15 protein-coding genes are annotated in these 17,810 nt (G+C 44.7%); 13 read left to right on the top strand and 2 right to left on the bottom strand.

The features are described 5' to 3' along the window. The first annotated feature begins 199 nt into the window (after positions 1-199). The 8 genes from Q0785_RS05360 to Q0785_RS05325 all read left to right on the top strand — a co-directional run bounded on the left by Q0785_RS05360 (position 200) and on the right by Q0785_RS05325 (position 11,531). Positions 200-1,768 (top strand): peptide chain release factor 3, encoded by a 1,569-nt coding sequence (locus Q0785_RS05360; protein WP_298826655.1) that lies wholly within the window; start codon positions 200-202, stop codon positions 1,766-1,768. Between the two features lie 136 nt (positions 1,769-1,904). Then, positions 1,905-4,964 carry an efflux RND transporter permease subunit gene (locus Q0785_RS05355; protein ID WP_298826652.1) on the top strand — a complete coding sequence of 1,020 codons (3,060 nt, stop codon included), beginning with the start codon at positions 1,905-1,907 and terminating at the stop codon, positions 4,962-4,964. A gap of 75 nt (positions 4,965-5,039) precedes the next feature. Next, positions 5,040-6,119 (top strand): SDR family oxidoreductase, encoded by a 1,080-nt coding sequence (locus Q0785_RS05350; RefSeq protein ID WP_298826649.1) that lies wholly within the window; start codon positions 5,040-5,042, stop codon positions 6,117-6,119. Between the two features lie 221 nt (positions 6,120-6,340). Next, on the top strand, positions 6,341-7,138 hold the full coding sequence (locus tag Q0785_RS05345; protein ID WP_298826646.1) for a TerC family protein: 798 nt from the start codon (positions 6,341-6,343) through the stop codon (positions 7,136-7,138). A gap of 235 nt (positions 7,139-7,373) precedes the next feature. After that, positions 7,374-8,120 carry an RNA polymerase sigma-I factor gene (gene sigI, locus Q0785_RS05340; RefSeq protein ID WP_298826644.1) on the top strand — a complete coding sequence of 249 codons (747 nt, stop codon included), beginning with the start codon at positions 7,374-7,376 and terminating at the stop codon, positions 8,118-8,120. A gap of 188 nt (positions 8,121-8,308) precedes the next feature. Next, positions 8,309-9,406, top strand: coding sequence for a hypothetical protein (locus Q0785_RS05335; RefSeq protein ID WP_298826641.1), 1,098 nt, complete (start codon positions 8,309-8,311; stop codon positions 9,404-9,406). 253 nt (positions 9,407-9,659) lie between these two features. Continuing rightward, positions 9,660-11,009 carry a TrkH family potassium uptake protein gene (locus Q0785_RS05330; RefSeq protein ID WP_298826638.1) on the top strand — a complete coding sequence of 450 codons (1,350 nt, stop codon included), beginning with the start codon at positions 9,660-9,662 and terminating at the stop codon, positions 11,007-11,009. 78 nt (positions 11,010-11,087) lie between these two features. Further along, entirely contained in the window at positions 11,088-11,531 is a 444-nt protein-coding gene (locus tag Q0785_RS05325) for a MarR family transcriptional regulator (protein WP_223633802.1), read from the top strand. A gap of 65 nt (positions 11,532-11,596) precedes the next feature. Here the strand turns inward: Q0785_RS05325 and Q0785_RS05320 are convergent, their stop codons facing one another. Continuing rightward, complete coding sequence (locus Q0785_RS05320) at positions 11,597-12,259, bottom strand: hypothetical protein (protein ID WP_298826629.1); 663 nt, start codon at positions 12,257-12,259, stop codon at positions 11,597-11,599. A 59-nt stretch (positions 12,260-12,318) separates the two neighbouring features. Further along, entirely contained in the window at positions 12,319-12,933 is a 615-nt protein-coding gene (locus tag Q0785_RS05315) for a type II CAAX endopeptidase family protein (protein ID WP_298826626.1), read from the bottom strand. 221 nt (positions 12,934-13,154) lie between these two features. Here Q0785_RS05315 and Q0785_RS05310 point away from each other — a divergent pair, with 221 nt between their 5' ends. The 5 genes from Q0785_RS05310 to Q0785_RS05290 all read left to right on the top strand — a co-directional run bounded on the left by Q0785_RS05310 (position 13,155) and on the right by Q0785_RS05290 (position 17,769). Further along, positions 13,155-13,343 carry a hypothetical protein gene (locus Q0785_RS05310; protein WP_298826621.1) on the top strand — a complete coding sequence of 63 codons (189 nt, stop codon included), beginning with the start codon at positions 13,155-13,157 and terminating at the stop codon, positions 13,341-13,343. Positions 13,344-13,372: 29 nt separating this feature from the next. Further along, positions 13,373-14,308, top strand: a complete 936-nt coding sequence (locus Q0785_RS05305) for a MoxR family ATPase (protein WP_298826619.1) — start codon at positions 13,373-13,375, stop codon at positions 14,306-14,308. Beyond that, positions 14,309-15,463 (top strand): DUF58 domain-containing protein, encoded by a 1,155-nt coding sequence (locus Q0785_RS05300; protein ID WP_298826617.1) that lies wholly within the window; start codon positions 14,309-14,311, stop codon positions 15,461-15,463. Continuing rightward, a complete protein-coding gene (locus Q0785_RS05295; RefSeq protein WP_298826614.1) occupies positions 15,460-16,683 on the top strand; it encodes a hypothetical protein in 1,224 nt (407 codons plus the stop codon). The genes Q0785_RS05300 and Q0785_RS05295 overlap by 4 nt, the downstream gene beginning before the upstream one ends. A gap of 225 nt (positions 16,684-16,908) precedes the next feature. Further along, entirely contained in the window at positions 16,909-17,769 is an 861-nt protein-coding gene (locus Q0785_RS05290; RefSeq protein WP_298826610.1) for an NAD(P)-dependent oxidoreductase, read from the top strand. Positions 17,770-17,810: the final 41 nt, after the last annotated feature.

Genomic DNA, 17,810 nt, shown 5'->3' with positions numbered 1-17,810 from the left:
GCGTCCGCCTGGAGCGCAGGATCCGGTGTAAACATGATGAGATGAGTATTTATTCTTCTAATGATCTAAATACTCTTTTGTCTATAAGCTTAAAAAGAAGCCTCCAGTGGCTTCTTTTTTTCTGCAGGCGTTGAAATTCCTTGTTTTTTTCAGTCCCCTTCTCTAATATGAAGAGAGTAGATTAAAGGAGCGTATAAACATGTCAGACCAATTAAAGAATGAAATTCAAAATAGAAGAACCTTCGCCATCATATCCCACCCGGATGCCGGGAAAACGACCTTAACCGAAAAGCTGTTGTTATTCGGTGGAGCTATCCGTGATGCCGGAACTGTCAAAGGAAAGAAAAGCGGCAAGTTCGCGACATCCGACTGGATGGAAATCGAAAAGCAACGGGGAATTTCTGTAACTTCTTCCGTCATGCAATTTGATTATGCCGGGCACCGCGTCAATATTCTCGACACTCCTGGACACCAGGATTTCAGTGAAGATACGTATCGAACATTGATGGCCGTCGACAGTGCTGTCATGATCATCGATGTTGCCAAAGGAATTGAAGCGCAGACCGTTAAATTATTCAAAGTCTGTAAGATGCGCGGCATTCCGATTTTCACCTTCATCAACAAAATGGACCGCCAAGGGAAAGAACCATTGGAATTGATGGAAGAATTGGAAGAAGTTCTGGGGATTCAATCCTACGCAATGAACTGGCCGATTGGCATGGGGAAAGAATTCCTTGGCATTTACGACCGTTTCAACAAACGCATTGAGCCATTCCGTTCTAAAGAAGGCCGTTTCCTTGAGCTGAACGAAGAAGGAAAATTGCTGAAAGACCACGAAATGACCAAGTCGTCCTATTATACACAAGCGATGGAAGACATCGATCTATTGAACGAAGCCGGCAACGATTTTTCAATCGACCGGGTGAAAAAAGGCGAATTGACGCCGGTATTCTTCGGCAGTGCTTTAGGCAATTTCGGTGTTGAAACCTTCCTGGAAACTTACTTGCAATTTGCACCTTCACCGCAGCCGCGTGATACGCAGGAAAAAGAGGAAATCGATCCGGTCGATATGCCGTTTTCAGGATTTATTTTTAAAATCCAAGCCAATATGAACCCAGCTCACCGTGACCGCATCGCTTTTGTACGGATTGTTTCCGGAAAATTTGAGCGGGGCATGAACGTGACATTGGCGCGCACAGGGAAAAATATCAAATTGTCGCAGACCACCCAGTTCCTGGCGGATGACCGTGAAATGGTCAATGAAGCCGTAGCTGGAGATATCATCGGTCTCCACGATGTGGGGAATTACCAAATTGGTGACACCATAACCAGCGGAAAGAAATTCCAATTTGAAAAACTTCCTCAGTTCACTCCGGAACTTTTCATGAAAGTGACCGCTAAAAACGTCATGAAACAAAAGCATTTCCATAAAGGGATTCTTCAGCTTGTACAGGAAGGCGCAATCCAATACTATAAAACGCTACACCTGGAAGAAGTCATCCTTGGTGCAGTCGGGCAGCTGCAATTCGAAGTGTTCGAACACCGGATGAAAAATGAATACAATGTAGATGTGCGAATGGAGCCGGTCGGTTCTAAAATTGCACGCTGGATTGAAAATGAAGAAGATGTCAAAGAATCGATGTCAAGTGGACGCTCCATGCTTGTACGGGACCGTTTCGATAATTATGTCTTTTTATTCGAAAACGAGTTTGCGACACGCTGGTTCCAGGACAAAAATCCGGGCATTCGATTATACAGCCTCTTATAAAAATAAGAACCTGCTGCGGCAGGTTTTTTTATTTTCTTGAAAAAAGTGGCAAAAAGGTGAACACCATCTATATGATTTGCGGTTGCAAGTAATTTTTCTTATGATAGAGAAACACGGATAAGAGAGGGTTGGACAAATGAAAATAAGCGATTTTTCGATAAAGAGACCTGTTTTTACGCTGGTTATTATGTTCCTGATCATCATTTTGGGAGCGGTCTCATTCAGCCGTATTCCGATTACGCTAATACCTGAACTTAATCCGCCGATTGGTGTAGTAGTGACCAATTACCCCGGGGCCAGTCCCACAGAAGTTAGTGAGAAAGTGACAAAGCCGCTGGAAGCGAATTTGGCGACCTTGCCGGGGATTGAATCGATTCAATCGAACAGCCAGGAAGGTTCAAATTTTATCCTGCTGGAATTTGATTGGTCGACGGATATCGATGATGTCCAATCAGACATTATGCAGCGGATCGACCAAACACCGATACCGGATGATTCAAACGATCCACGCTTTCTGAAGTTCGACCCTTCTCAATTCCCGATTCTTCAGTTGTCCCTGCGGTCAAGTGACCCGGATGCTGATGTGCGTGTGATTGCTGAAGAGTTGGAAACCGAGCTTCGCCAGACTGATGGCGTGGCCAGCGTGAATATTTCCGGTTCTTTAATAGAAGAAATCCAAATCGAATTGGACCAGGCAGAACTTGAGGAACGCGGCCTCCAACAATCGGATGTGGTCCAGCTGATCCAGGCAAATAACATTTCATTGCCGGGGGAACCGATTGAAACCGAAGATGGCCGGAACTTGACTACCCGAATTATCAGTACCTTAACAAGTGTTGAGGAGATACGAGAGCTGGTTCTTACGATTGACCCCATAGAAGGCGATAATGTAACAATCGCTGATGTCGCCGAAGTCAACGTCAGCGAACGTCAAAGCAATAGTGAAACAAGAACCAATGAAGAGCCGGCTGTCCTGCTATCGGCATTGCAGGAATCTCGGGCAAATACAGCTGAAGTTTCAGATGCTTTTCAGGAAAGGCTGGATGAGCTGCTGAGCGAAGAACGTTTTGAAGGAGTCGAAGCGGATATCCTGTTCGACCAGGGCGACTACGTCAAATTGGCAATCGGCAATATCGGTCAGACCCTGATTCTGGGTGGGATTTTTGCGATGCTGGTCTTGTTCTTTTTCCTGCGCGGCATCAAGAGTCCGATTATTATCGGGGTGGCCATTCCATACTCGGTCATTGTAACTTTTGTGCTGATGTTCTTTGCTGACTTTGCTTTGAACATTTTGACCTTAGGTGCATTGGCTCTCGGGATTGGGATGCTGGTGGATAACGCGATCGTGGTCATCGAGAATATCGAGCGCCATTTGGCAATGGGTAAAAATTCCAAGAAAGCCGCTTCCGAAGGCGCGAAGGAAGTTTCGGGTGCAATCATTGCTTCCACCCTCACCACTGTCGCTGTTTTTATACCGGTTATCTTCATATCCGGATTGATCGGAGAAATTTTCTTTGAATTTGCTTTAACGATATCATTCAGCCTTTTTGCCTCTTTAGCGGTTGCTTTGACCGTCATTCCGATGATGGCTTCAAGAATGCTTGGAAAACCAAGCGACAAGCCAAATGTGCAGAAAGATGCGTCAAAAAGTGTCAAAGCATTCGAAGGATCCGTTATTTGGGCATTACGCCACCGAATCATTGTCTTGTTTACTGCACTTGTTTTGCTGGTAGTTGGTGCATTCGGTGTAATGCAGGTCGGTACAGAATTTATACCGGCTACAGATGAAGGCTTTGTCAGTGTTACTGTCGAGCTTGAAGAAGGCTCTTCGAGAACAGCAACAGACGAGGTAGTCAATCTGATTGAAGATGAATTGAAACTGGAAGAAGATGTAGATGTTTACGTCAGCCTGATCGGTTCGACTCAGCAGGGACAGGCGCAAGGTTCCTCGGAATCAAATACTGCTGAAATCTATGTGAAACTTGTGGACCTGGCTGAACGGGATCGTTCCATTTTCGAATTTGTGGATGAAGTCCAGCCCCGGATACTGGAGACAGTTGGGGAGCAGGCATTGGTCAGCTTCAATTTGCAGACAGCAGCTGGTTCTTCGCCAAATACCCTATCCTTTACAGTGACGGATACCGATCGGCAACGGCTCGATAACGCGGTCGCTGATATTGAAGGGGTTTTAACAGACCTTCCAGAAGTGACAGAACTGACGAATGACCGTCAAGAAACGATCGATGAAATCCAGATGACCATCAATCGTGATGCAGCCACCGAGTATGGCTTGCCACCGGTTCAAATAGCTCAGACTGTCAATAACATCACCCGGGGCGTATTGGCTACACAGGTATTGACGGAGAATGATGAAGTCCTCAGTGTTTACGTCGCTTATGAAGAAGGCGAAAGAAACAGTCTTGAAAAGCTGCGCGAATTATCACTTCGGACGCCTGCAGGGGAATTCGTTGAGCTTCAGGAGCTTGCAGATATCGAAGTTGCACAAGGTCCTGTCAGCATTCAGCGTGTGGACCAGGCAGACAGTGTTTCCTTTACCCTGCAGCATCAATCGAGCATCACTTTGGGCGACATGTCCGATGAGGTGGATGCAGCAATTGCAGAGTTGGACTTGGATGAAAATACGATGATTTCGTTTGGTGGAGACCGGGAGTTGTTGGATAACTCCATAAACGATATGATGCTTGCGGTTGTACTTGCTATCGTCTTGGTTTACATCGTTATGGCCGCACAATTCGAATCCTTCAAATATCCATTGGTCATCATGTTCACTGTACCATTGATGGCGATTGGTGTAGCAATTGCCTTGTTCGTCACGCAGACGCCGGTCAGCATCACCGCAGTTATCGGTCTGCTGGTTCTGGTGGGTATTGTCGTCAACAACGGGATTGTGCTGGTTGATTACATCAATCAGCGGAAACAAGCGGGAATGGATTCCTACGACGCGATTATCACTTCTGTCCATGATCGCCGCCGTCCAATCTTGATGACAGCGTTGACGACTATATTAGGCTTGCTTCCTCTGGCAATTGGAATTGGAGAAGGAACTGAAATCAACCAACCGATGGGGATTACTGTAATCGGTGGACTTATCAGTTCAACCTTGCTGTCCCTTTACATTGTACCGATTGTCTATAGCTTATTTGATAAACAAACAAGAAGAATGAATAAAAAGTAAGCCTTCGGGTTTACTTTTTATTTTTGCTGAAAATTATTGGAAAATTTAGTATGATTGTAAAAAGGAGATGTGCCTATGAGAGAAGTGGTATTTACAGGATTTCCAGGATTCATTGCCAGTCAATTGATTCAAAAGCATGCAGAGAAGAACGAAGCGATTTCGGCCATCATCCTTTCGTCGGAACGGGCGAAAGCAGAAAAGGAAGCTGAGCGCATCCAAAAAGAAACCAATTGCAGGGCCATTAAACTGATTGAAGGTGATATCACTAAAAGCGGTCTTGGACTTGCACATGCCGACAAAGAATATTTAGAAAAGAAAGTAGTGACATTTTGGCATCTTGCGGCAATCTACGACCTCGCAGTTCCAAGAGATCTTGCGTGGAAAGTCAATGTAGAGGGAACCCGCTGCGTGAATGACTTTGTCGCGGCATTGCCTGTTGTGGAACGTTACGTCTATTTCAGTACTGCTTATGTAGCAGGCAATCGGGAAGGAACTATTTATGAAAACGATTTGAAGCGTCCACAAGCTTTCAAAAACTTTTATGAGGAAACAAAGTTCGAAGCGGAATTGCTGGCGAATGAAATGAAGGAAATAGTGCCGGTTACGATTATCCGTCCTGGTATTGTCCGGGGCCATTCAGTGACAGGGGAAACCATCAAATTTGATGGGCCTTATTTTTTCCTGAATTTGATTGATCGTGTCAAGTTCCTGCCAATCATTCCATTTGTCGGACGTTCAAAATCCTATATTAATGTAGTACCGATCGATTATATCCTGAATGCCTCCATCTATCTCAGCAAGTTGGAAGCAGCAGAAGGGCAAACTGTCCATCTGACAGATCCGAACCCGCATCCGGTGGAAGAGGTTTACCGTGGAATGGTCCACCTGATGACCGGAAAAAATCCAAAAGGGCGGTTGCCGCACAACTTGGCGAAAGCGTCTTTGTCGGTTGCTGCAATAAGAAAAGGGCTGGGAGTGGAGATTGAAACTTTGGATTATTTGACTTGGTCTGCGGATTTTGACACACAGAATGCCAAACGCCTTCTGAATGGCAGCGGCATCCACTGTGCCGATTTTCTTGAAACCATGCCGGCAATGGTCGATTTTTACAATCTGCATAAAAATGACGAAAAATTTCAAATCACCATTCATTAAAACTTTGCCTTGCATAAAAAAGATGCTATACTGACATTACAACTCAATACACTTTGACTTTCAGTCAAGGGGGAGTAGCTATAGGGAAACCTATTTCACAGTCGTCAATACATGGTTAGTAGCCATCGGTTGTGATAGCAAACGAATTTTGCTTAGCGAGACCTTTGCCTTTATTTAGGCGGAGGTCTTTTTTGGTGGCAAAAATAGGAGGAGAAAGCAGAATGGAAGCAATTTTATTGGAGTATGCCTGGGTCCTGTTGGTGTTAGTGGGGCTTGAAGGGCTATTGGCTGCAGACAATGCAGTGGTAATGGCGGTAATGGTAAAACATTTACCGAAAGCGCAACAGAAAAAAGCGTTGTTTTATGGATTGGTAGGAGCTTTCGTCTTCCGCTTTGCAGCATTGTTCATGATTACGCTGTTAGTTAATATTTGGCAGATCCAAGCACTTGGAGCAGCTTATCTATTGTTTATTTCAATCAAGAGCATATATGATCAGCGAAAAGGTGATACAGATGAAATTCTTGAAGGCGTAGATGCAAAACCCGAGAAAAAAGGTTCAAGTTTCTGGATGACCGTATTGAAAGTGGAGTTGGCCGATATTGCATTTGCCATCGACTCAATGCTGGCAGCGGTTGCGTTGGCGGTAACCTTGCCGCATTTGACTGTCTTCAATATGGAAGATATAGGCGGCATTAACTCAGGCCAGTTTATGGTCATGCTTGCCGGTGGATTGATCGGTGTCATCATCATGCGATTTGCAGCACATAAATTTGTGCAATTGCTTGAAAAATACCCGCAGCTCGAAACAGCAGCTTTTGTAATTGTTGGATGGGTCGGCGTGAAATTATTGGTCATGACTTTATCCCACGAAAATGTCGGGATACTGCCACACGATTTCCCACACTCAACACCTTGGACATTGATTTTCTGGACAGTACTCCTTGGCATCGTTGTAGTAGGGGGAATTCTCGGAGTCAAACAGAATAAAGAACAGGTTAAGGAACAGGAAGTTAAATAAGAGCGTGTTCCTACAAGGAAAAGCTAAACAACAGGTGCATTGAATCCAATTCAATGCACCTTTTTTCTGTGGATTTTTTAAATATGAATTTTCTATAGAGAAGAAGGAGCGGCTACCCACAAAAGAACCACTTTAAAAGCGAATAATGGTAAGAAGAGTAAAACCTGCCTCTTTTCAATTGAATCCTTCAAAGTTACAATCAAGTAGGCAATGACTTTGAGAAGAGGTGAGTGGTGTGCTTTTAACTTCATTGGGTGGGCGATTTGGACGTATCGAGAAATCCAATGCTGAAATATTGGTAATACAGGCTCAGGATGGTGATGAGCAGGCTTTGCATGACTTGCTTTTTTCCTATTCACCCTTTATGAAAAAGACGGCATCTCAAGTATGCAAACGATTTATCGACGATCATGATGATGAATACAGTGTGGCACTTTCTGCATTTAATGAAGCTGTGCAAAAGTTTGACCATACCAATAATGCTTCATTTCTGACATTTGCCCATATGGTCATCCGTAGGCGTGTCATTGATTTTATACGCAAGGAAAGCCGCCGGGACGAATTCAGCCATGATTTCATGCCGGCAGCAGAGCCGGAAGCGCATAATGGCATAGCAGATCATGCCGCTTCCGAAGCATACGACACCAATCAGCAGAACCAGAAAAGACGGGAGGAGATCGCTTTATACGAAGAGATTCTCCGGGAATTCGACTTGTCCTTTCAGGAACTGGTTAAAGTGTCACCGGCCCATCAGGATGCACGCATCACTTCCATCCAGATTGCCCAATTGGTAGCTGAAACCGATGAATATAAACAATACTTAGTGGAAAAGAGAAAATTACCGATTAAGGAGATTGAAAAGTTGGTTAAGGTTTCACGAAAAACCATTGAACGCAATCGAAAGTACATAATTGCTATGGCGTTGCTGCAGATGAGTGATTTACATTTTTTAAAAGATTATTTAAAGGGGCGGTTGAACTGATGCGGAGACAATCTGGAATATGCATGGAACTGAATCAGGACCGCTCTATTTTTCTGATGGAAAATGGACGGTTCATCAAAGGAACGCCTATAGGGAATCCGTCAATAGGAGAAGAAGCTTCCTTTTATCCATACGAAAAAAAACAGGCAGTTGGTTGGCGTCCGATTATGGCACCTTTAATCGCGGCAGTGGCTGCTTTGGTTCTGTTTATGTCTGTTTTGGTAGCACCTGCTGAAGAAGCTTTCGGTTATGTACAGGTTCAAATCAACCCCGGTGTTGAACTGGGGATCAATGACCAGTATGAAGTGGTATCGATTCGTGAATTGAACAGCGACGGACACGAACTGATCCATCAACTTGATGATTGGAAAAATGACTCCCTGTTAGATGTGCTGAGCCGCGTTTTTGAAATAGCGGTGACAGATCAGACAGAACAAATTACGATTACAGCAGTTGAAGAAGATGACAGTGACTTTGACAAGGCTATAAAGAAGGTCGTTCTTGCGGTTTCTTCAGACGCGAAAAATAAACAAATGGCCATTCAGATGAAGGAAGCCACAAAGGCGCAATGGCGTCAATCAAGAGAAGATCACGTCCCTGTTGGACAAATGATCAAAAAAACCGAAACCTTGAAAATCCAGCAGCCTGACGTGCGGAAATCGGGGGAAGAGACGGAGGCCGTAACGGAGCCAAAAGAAAGCAAAGCGGCCAATGAGCAAAAATCGTCAAACGAAAATAACGGAAAGAATCATGAGAAAGAAACAAAGAATACCGAACCGTCAGATGAAAATAAGACAATTCCTCCAAGAGATGAGAAGAAAGCAGTTCCACCTGCATCAGAAAAGAAACAAAACAATCCATCATCAAAAACAGAACAGCAAAAAACGCTGAAGCCAAACAGTAAAACTGAAAAGCCTGCAGTCAAAACCGATAAAGCTCCTCCTGTAAAAGCGGGGGAGAAGAACAATCCAAACAAGCCTGCTCCAAAAGAAAAACCTGCTGAGAAAAAAGAAAAGAACCCGTTAGAACAAAAAGAGAAGAATTCGTCAGAGAACAAAGATCGCCCAAACAGTGAAGCACCAGGGCTGCAAAAGAAGAATGATAAACCAGCAGCCAGCAATAATTCTATTCAAAAAACCGAACCTCGACCTTCGATGGATCAAGAGAAGAAAGACAGCCAGGCTCCCGATCACAGCAGTAAAGATGAAAAACAAGATCAGAAGCAAGGTGGGAACTCTTCGAATCCACAAAATGAACAAGGAAATAAAGAGAAAGAGCAGAAGTGAATCTTCTGCTCTTTTCCTTTTTACCTGCTCATAGAAGAAAGGGATTTTCTTTTTTACCGCTCAGATGGACGAAACTGCACAGAAATTAAGCAAAGTGATAGGAGGTCCATCAAGTACATATCCCTGCTCTATAGGCTTATAGCGAATGAAGCCCATTTGTTCTTCTTAAATAGATTTTCGATTTCTCTTTCTTTTTGTCAATTCTTTTCATAGAATGGGGAGAGAGTAAAACGCTGAAGGGAATCAATGTCTTATGAATAAATCATTTCAAAAAGTACGGAATCTGACACCTGCCCAGGCAATAGTTTCGTATTATTTTGTGGCAATTGCAGTTTCCTTCTTATTATTAAGGTTACCGAATGTCCATAAACCAGGGATGACCATCCCTTTAATCGACAGTCTCTTTACGGCAGTCAGTGCTGTGAGTGTAACAGGTTTAACTGTCATCAACGTTGTCGAAACCTACACGGTATTTGGCATTGTCGTTCTAATGGTGATTTTGCAGCTGGGCGGCATTGGCATCATGTCCATCGGAACGTTTTTTTGGCTCCTTGTCGGGAAGCGAATTGGCTTGCGTGAACGCCAACTGATCATGGTTGACCATAACCAATCGAGCATGGCTGGTGTAGTCAAGCTGATCCGTGAAATCGTAAAGATCCTGCTGCTGATCGAAGCCGTGGGTGCCCTTATTCTGACGATTTATTTCACGCAGTTTTTTCCGACGTTCCAGGAAGCTTTGCTCCATGGCTTGTTTGGATCAGTAACTGCGACAACGAATGGTGGATTTGATATTACAGGAGAATCATTGATGCCTTATTTCAATGATTATTTCGTGCAAATCATCAATATGATCCTCATCATTTTGGGAGCGATCGGTTTCCCGGTACTGATTGAAGTAAAAGAGTTCCTGTCAAACAAACAAAAGTATTTCCGATTCTCTTTATTTACCAAAATCACCACAAGCATATTCGCCATTTTGCTGGCGGTCGGAACAGTCGGCATCCTATTGCTGGAATCCTTCCGTGCCTTTAAAGGGATGAGCTGGCACGAATCTGCATTCGCGGCAATTTTCCATTCGGTTTCTTCCCGTTCCGGTGGATTGGTGACAGTGGATATCACACAATTCAGTGATGCAACAAATGTCTTCATGAGTGCGTTGATGTTCATCGGTGCTTCTCCAAGTTCGGCAGGAGGAGGGATTCGGACAACGACTTTTGCAATCGCCATCCTCTTTTTGATTAATTTTGCGCGCGGGAAAAACACCATTCAAATTTTTAAGCGGGAAATTGAATTGATTGATGTTTTCCGATCATTTGCTGTCATTTTTCTGGCATTTTTCATGGTACTCGTCGCAACCATCGCCTTGCTCATCACTGAACCCCAAGCGACAATCGTAGAAGTTATTTTTGAAATCACTTCTGCTTTCGGAACTTGTGGAATGTCGCTGGGGATAACAGGTGATTTGTCGTCTACCGGAAAGGTCATCATCATGGCCTTAATGTTTGTGGGGCGTGTAGGGTTGATCTCATTCCTTTTCACAATTGGCGGTAAAACAGACCCGACCAAATTCCATTACCCGAAAGAGCGCGTAATCATCGGTTAAATCCTGGAAGATGTTATTTTGATGGAAAAAGACTATAATTAGTGTAATGCAGCTTAAACAGTGGAAAGAGTGAATCGGATGAATGAAGATATTAAACAATCGCTGAAATTATTTATCGTGTTGTCGCGTGCGCATAAAGCAATTACTGAACAAACCAATCAGTTTTTTCAAGCAAGTGGAGTAAATCCTACTGAATTTGCTGTTTTGGAGCTTTTATACCATAAAGGCAAGCAGCCGCTCCAAAAAATAGGAGGCAAAATCCTGTTGGCGAGCGGCTCCATCACGTATGTCATCGATAAGCTTGAAAAACGCGGTTATATCACACGCGTCAATTGTCCGAATGACCGCCGAGTGACATATGCGGAAATATCGGAACAGGGAAAAGAATTCATGGCTCAGATTTTTCCGGAGCACGAAAAGAAATTGCATGAATTGACAGAAGCACTGTCAAGCGAGGAAAAAGAACAAGCCATTGAATTGATGAAGAAATTGGGCTTGTCGATTAAAGACCTATCCTATTGAACAAAGCAAAAAGGCCATCCGAACTTCGGATGGCCTTTTTCTATGAGCTGTTACCAGCTGATTTTTTATTTTTCCAAGGATTCGATGGTTTTACCCATGGCGATAAAATCTTCAGTAGCATTGACCGTGCTGTCATCAAAAATAGTCAGGCGCACGAGCATGTTCTCTTTTTCATAGACGATGCCGGTCACGGTGCCTTCAGCACTTGGTACTTCATAGGCTGCAGACTGGGTGAAATCTGCTCCATCGAAATCCGTAACTTCAACAGGCTCTTCATCGGGATTAACCGCCTGAAGGGTTTGTCGCATGTTTTCTTCGGCCGAAACAAAATCAGTTTCTTCAGGAGTGAATGTCTCGATCCGCATGAAAACAGCTGAATTGTCGGATACATACAATGCATCTTTGCCCGGTTCTTCGGCAGATAGCTCGTAGCCATCAAGAACGGTTAATTCATAGTTTTGCTCTTCGCTCTGGGTCAGGCTGCCGGCAAGTTCAGATTCAGGTTCTTCAGTCTCTTCACCTGCAGCGGTTTCTTCTTCGGTATCTTCAGTGTCTTCCACGGCCTCTTCAGCGGGAACACTGTCATCCGTTTCTTCTTCCACTACTTCTTCGGCAGCTTCTTCAGGAGCTGTCCCTGTGTTTTCCTCTGCAGTATCTGGAGATCCGCAGGCAGCAAACAATATACCAATCGTCAGAATGGATGAACCTAAAAATAAATGCTTCTTCATAAAAAAATTCCTCCTATCGGTTTGTCTAGTAGACGTTTCGGAAGGAGGAATGTTTCATCTTAAACAGGTAATGGCAAAACTAGGAACAGCAGGACGATCATGACCAAGTGAGCGACGATGATGACCGGCAGGCTTCTTTTCCATTCGTAGAGCAGTCCCAGAATCAGGCCAGCTACTATTCCAGCACCTACTCCGGGCCAAAACCCGCCTAATGCCAGTGCTGAACCGAACAGGACAGAACTGATCAGCACTGCCACTGGAGTGGAGACATATTGTTTCAGTTTCTGTTGAACCAGCCCCCGCCAAAAAACTTCTTCACCGGGAACGATGATGAACATCAATAAGAGGTAATGCCAAATCGAGACAGGTGCAAAAGCAGTTAGAAAGCTTTCGACAGATCCTGTGATATTTAAGGGAACCAGTTGCAGCAATTGAAATCCAACCGCAATGAGTCCATAAAGAAGTGTTCCGTAGCCTAACCCATAGATCAATGTTTTCCAAGTGACGAGCTCATCGAATATTTTAACGAATACTATAGCGAGAGACATTAAAATCAGCATTGCAAATGTGTACATATACCAAAAGATGGCGGTATTTTCAAAGGCTAAATTATACAAAAAGAAAGCCAGGGGCAGCATCAAGATCAAGGGATGCTGTTTTAAAAAGTTGATCATGTAAATCCTCCTAAAAATAAAAGCCGAAGCCCCACTTCAGTAACGGCATTAAGGACATAGATGTCCGACTTGTTGTCTTGCTGTATACTATTGCCTAGTACAGATTCTCAGAATCTGTCTGAAGGTGGCTCCTCATAATGCTTGCCGAATGGGATATTTACCATTCGTTTAGTATTATAACAGAAGGAGTTATTAAAACTAAGGCAAAAGGAGAACAATTCATGACTGACTACAACCAGCAACTCGAAGATTTAAAAAATGGGGAAATCGAATCCATCACCATCGAGAAAGAAGATTTCCTGGATTTCCGGACAGTGTTGATCGCGCGTGAGGATTTCAAGCATTTCAGAGGAATCGCCTATCATCACGGCATCACTGTCTATACGTACACAGAAGAACCATCTAAATAACAGTGGATCACAAAAGCGGAGGGGATAAAGTGGAGAAGTTAACACAGGTCAAAGCACAGTTAAATGAATTGGTGGTCGGCAGGGGAAAAGAGATTGACTTCATGCTGATCGCTTTGATTCAAGGGGGGCATGTATTGCTTGAAAGTGTACCGGGTTCAGGCAAGACATGGATGGCTAAGGCGTTTGCCGGTTCATTTGCCGGCCAGTTTCAGCGAATTCAATTCACACCGGATGTGTTGCCGTCAGACGTGACGGGAATCCGGTTTTTTAATCCCAAAACCCAGGAATTCGAATTGCGGCCGGGGCCGGTACAAACCAATTTGCTGCTGGCTGACGAAATCAACCGTGCGACACCACGGACGCAGTCAAGCCTGCTGGAATCCATGGAAGAGAAACAGGCGACCATCGACGGGGAGACCGTTCAATTGCCGGATCCGTTCATTGTCATCGCTACACAAAACCCCGTGGAATCCCAGCAGGGAACATTTCCTCTGCCTGCTGCCCAATTGGACCGTTTTCTGTTCCGCTTGGAAATCGGTTATCCGGAGTATGAAGAAGAACTGGCCATCATCCGCAACTTTCGGGATAATGTTTCGCACAAAAAAGAAATTCTGCCTGTCGCGTCGGTAGAAGACGTCAGAACGTGGCATGGTGAGGCTGGAAGAATAGCGGTGCACGAAGACATCGAAACTTATATTTTAGCGCTTGTGCGGGCAACTCGTGAACATCCAGCCATTGAACTCGGATTAAGTTCCCGTGCAGCCCTGGCCCTTGTACACGCAGCTCAAGGGAGGGCATTCATTGAAGGGCGCAGTTTTGTGACGCCGGATGATGTCAAATACATACTCGAACCTGTCGCAGTCCATCGTCTGATGCTCACGGCCGAAGGAATGCTTGTCCATGAACCTTCAACTATCTTACGGGAAATCTCGAAATCAGTGGCTTCACCAGTAGAGGCAGTATAGATGGTGTGGATACGCCATGATCACGATACGAAAAACATGAAATGGGTAATGGGCTTTTTAATGATCCTGTTCTTTATCGCTATGGCATTTCTGCAATTTACGGCTGCTGCTGCAATTGTTTTTGTCCTGGCAGTAATCAGTCTGCAGATGCTTTACTTTAAGCATGTAGGCAAGAAGCTGTCTTTTCAAAACGATCGAATACGCAGGCGCGTACTTCATGGAGGAGATTCTTCATGGCAGTTGGTTTTTAAAAATGACGGAATGCCGATTTGGGGTGGTCAACTGAAAATATGGTTTCACAACGCTGTAGAACCCAAAGGCACAGAAATTACGAGCTATGGAGATCTGATGGAGATGAATTTGCCTTTCACCATCGGCAGAAAGCAGACGATTGAAATTGAAGTGCCCGTCACCGGAGAAAGAAGAGGCGTCTCACGCATCAAGAAAATGGAAGTGTTGATTCCTCATCCGTTTGGGGAAGGCAGCATGACTTTAGAGTACCAGCCGACGATTCTGCACGAACAGCTGGTATTTCCGAAACTTCGGAAATACCCTTTTCGATATGCTCCGTCCCGCCACAAACCGGGTCAGTTCAATTTACAGCATTCCTTATTCGATGATGCATTTCAGCCGATCGGTACACGTGATTATGCATCGACTGATCAATTCAATCAAATTCATTGGAAGGCCAGTGTCAGAATGCAAAACTATCAGACAAAGATATTTTCCCAGGTGGCCAATGAGTCGATGCTTTTTGCATTGAACATCTCCACACTTTACGGAACCATCCACAATATGGAAGAGCGGATTGAAGAGTTGGCTTCTTATATTGAGAACTGCTTCAGTACGGGAGTGCCTTACGCAATTGCGGTAAACATCCGCTCAGCTGGGAAGATGCCTTATTTGTATTTAGCGGCAGGCCAGGGGCAAAAACAGCGGCAACAAGCTCTGGAGCTGTTGTCGGTCATTTCGAAAAACAGTTCCACACTTCCTTACCGTACGATGCTTGGCCATTTGGACATGCACACAGAACTGCCGTATACGACCTATTTATTGACCGATGAGCCGCAGGAAGCAACGCGCTTCATCAAAAAATGGAGCAGCCGAACGGAATTGACAGTCGTGCGGAACAGAAAGGAACGTGATCCGGCATGACTGGACGTTTGCTGCCGGCTATTCATTTTATGTTTGATGCTTTCATCGTCTCCCTGGTTCTGGTGTTCGTCTCAACGGATGCAGCGTTGCCGGTGGTCTGGAGCTGGCTATTGGCATCAGTGGCGATCTCGTGTATCGCCTATTTCCTGTTTTCAAAATCCATCTATCGGCTATCTTGGATGATTGGAATTTGTCTAGTTGCTGCCGGAGGTATGTTCGGAGCAGGTGTGCCACTGTGGCTGGCTGTAATTTTAGGGATGCTGGCTATTTACCTGATGCATGCACGTTATTCAACCAATGCTGATGAGTTTAATGATGACCACCATTTCCTGATGAAGTTTGTACTGGTTTTCAGTAGCTGCTGGGTTCTGCTCTTGTTGAATCCAGACCAGCAGACAAGCCGGTTGCTGTTCACACTTGTGCCCGCAGCGGTGCTGTTCTATGTGGCAGCCCAATTGTTGTCCCGTTATTTCCAGTCAGCAGCAGATGGCGCACGATTCAGCCAAGCAGCCGGAGTCTTCGCTATTGTAGCTTGCGCTTCTGCTATAGCAGCAATCAGCATCCTCTTTTTCGCGGATGAAGTTCGAAAGGTTGTGGGAGTGGTACTCGGTGGTGCTATTCAGCTCTTGTTTTGGCCGCTTGCACTTTTGCTGGAGCAGGCAAGTGAATTTTTGTCGGGGTTGTCGACAGAGGAAGAGATGCAGGAAACCATCGACAAGCTTGGGCCTGACGCAGAGACGGTTCGCGAAGAGACTGCTGTGGGTAAGGAGATTTCGGCGGATTTACCGGTTGAGATCCTGTTGGGTTTTGTAGTTCTGGCTTGCGCGATTGCACTGCTAGTATGGATGAGGAAGATAAAGCCGGATTCCCGAATGCCGAATCAAGAGGCTAAAGCCTCGATTAAAAGATACAGTCATACATCTGCTGAACAGCCTGTCGAATCGCCGGATCCTACTTATGGCCGAAGCCTGGAACTGCATCAGGTCAGAGAAGTTTTTCGAGGGCTTGAGCAGATGGCAAAGGATCATGGCAAGGAACGGCAGAAGTACGAAACGGTTCGGGAGTGGGTGGCACGCATGCAATGGGAGGTGACGGAGTCTTTCTATAGGACCTATGATCAGGTCCGGTATGGCGATAAGCGATTGCCAAATCCACAAGCCACGCAATTCATTGATGAAATTGAAAAAATAAAAGGGAAATATTTAAAAGAAAATGTTTAAAGTGTTTCCAGGAAGGGCATAGTATACTTGAACACAGCAACATTCTCATTTCCCCCTTTTGTGGTCGGTCCGTTTACGGATCGGCTTCTTTTTTTGTTTTTTAAACGATTGTTGAGCTGTTTTGCAGAATATGGATAAGGAAAGATTAGTCATTCAACTTTATACAAGTGAATATCCTAAAGATTTTTGCTAAACTGAAGATAAATACAAAAGGAGGAAATACATATGAAGCTCGGATTTATTGGAACGGGAGTCATGGGCAATAGCCTGGTCAAACATTTACTGGACCACGAGCATGAAGTCTCCATTTACACGCGGACAGCTAAAAAAGCAGAGAATTTGGTTGAAGCAGGGGCTATACTGGTGGATTCGCCTAAACAAGTAGCTGAAAATTGCGAAGTCATTTTTACGATGGTCGGCTATCCATCTGATGTTGAAGAAGTGTATTTCGGTGACAAAGGGATCCTTCAACATGCGAAATCAGGTTCTGTACTGGTGGACATGACCACTTCCAAGCCGCAATTGGCCCAAAGAATTTTTGAAGCTGCTGCTGAAAAAGGGCTTCATGCATTGGATGCACCTGTATCTGGAGGGGATATCGGAGCCAGAAACGGCGTTTTGTCGATTATGGTCGGGGGAGAAAAAGAAATTTTTAAACAAATTTCCCCTATCCTGAATCTATTCGGTGAAAATATTGTTTTTCAAGGTCCGGCGGGCTCAGGCCAGCATACCAAAATGTGCAATCAGATCACCATCGCCAGTAATATGGTCGGTGTCTGTGAATCGCTGATCTACGCAAAAAAAGCTGGACTCGATCCAGAGCGGGTTCTGCGCTCCATTTCTACAGGGGCAGCCGGTTCATGGTCACTTTCTAATTTGGCGCCAAAGATGATCAATGAAGATTTTCGTCCTGGTTTTTACATCAAACATTTCATCAAAGATATGAAAATCGCAGCTGAAGAAGCCGAGAGTTGGGGGTTAGAGCTCCCGGGTCTTAAGTTGTCGTTGAAAATGTATGAACAGTTGGCGGCTCAGGGTGATGAAGACAAAGGGACGCAAACCTTGATCCGGCATTACGAGGCATAAGAAAAGCCGGAAACCTGTAAAGGTTTCCGGCTGAAGATCAA

Source organism: uncultured Planococcus sp. (genome assembly GCF_947501725.1).
GTDB classification, from domain to species: Bacteria; Bacillota; Bacilli; order Bacillales_A; family Planococcaceae; genus Planococcus; species Planococcus donghaensis_C.
Note: the sequence above shows the minus strand (reverse complement) of the source record. Positions and strands in the feature narration are given on the sequence as shown.

Excerpts from the sequence above, each read along its gene's own strand:
- Q0785_RS05315 (WP_298826626.1), bottom strand. The coding sequence starts at position 12,933 with ATGATCAACTTTTTAAAACAGCATCCCTTGATCTTGATGCTGCCCCTG.
- Q0785_RS05290 (WP_298826610.1), top strand. The coding sequence starts at position 16,909 with ATGAAGCTCGGATTTATTGGAACGGGAGTCATGGGCAATAGCCTGGTC.
- Q0785_RS05350 (WP_298826649.1), top strand. The coding sequence starts at position 5,040 with ATGAGAGAAGTGGTATTTACAGGATTTCCAGGATTCATTGCCAGTCAA.
- Q0785_RS05355 (WP_298826652.1), top strand. The coding sequence starts at position 1,905 with ATGAAAATAAGCGATTTTTCGATAAAGAGACCTGTTTTTACGCTGGTT.
- Q0785_RS05310 (WP_298826621.1), top strand. The coding sequence starts at position 13,155 with ATGACTGACTACAACCAGCAACTCGAAGATTTAAAAAATGGGGAAATC.
- Q0785_RS05330 (WP_298826638.1), top strand. The coding sequence starts at position 9,660 with ATGAATAAATCATTTCAAAAAGTACGGAATCTGACACCTGCCCAGGCA.
- Q0785_RS05360 (WP_298826655.1), top strand. The coding sequence starts at position 200 with ATGTCAGACCAATTAAAGAATGAAATTCAAAATAGAAGAACCTTCGCC.
- Q0785_RS05295 (WP_298826614.1), top strand. The coding sequence starts at position 15,460 with ATGACTGGACGTTTGCTGCCGGCTATTCATTTTATGTTTGATGCTTTC.
- Q0785_RS05320 (WP_298826629.1), bottom strand. The coding sequence starts at position 12,259 with ATGAAGAAGCATTTATTTTTAGGTTCATCCATTCTGACGATTGGTATA.
- Q0785_RS05345 (WP_298826646.1), top strand. The coding sequence starts at position 6,341 with ATGGAAGCAATTTTATTGGAGTATGCCTGGGTCCTGTTGGTGTTAGTG.
- Q0785_RS05325 (WP_223633802.1), top strand. The coding sequence starts at position 11,088 with ATGAATGAAGATATTAAACAATCGCTGAAATTATTTATCGTGTTGTCG.
- Q0785_RS05300 (WP_298826617.1), top strand. The coding sequence starts at position 14,309 with ATGGTGTGGATACGCCATGATCACGATACGAAAAACATGAAATGGGTA.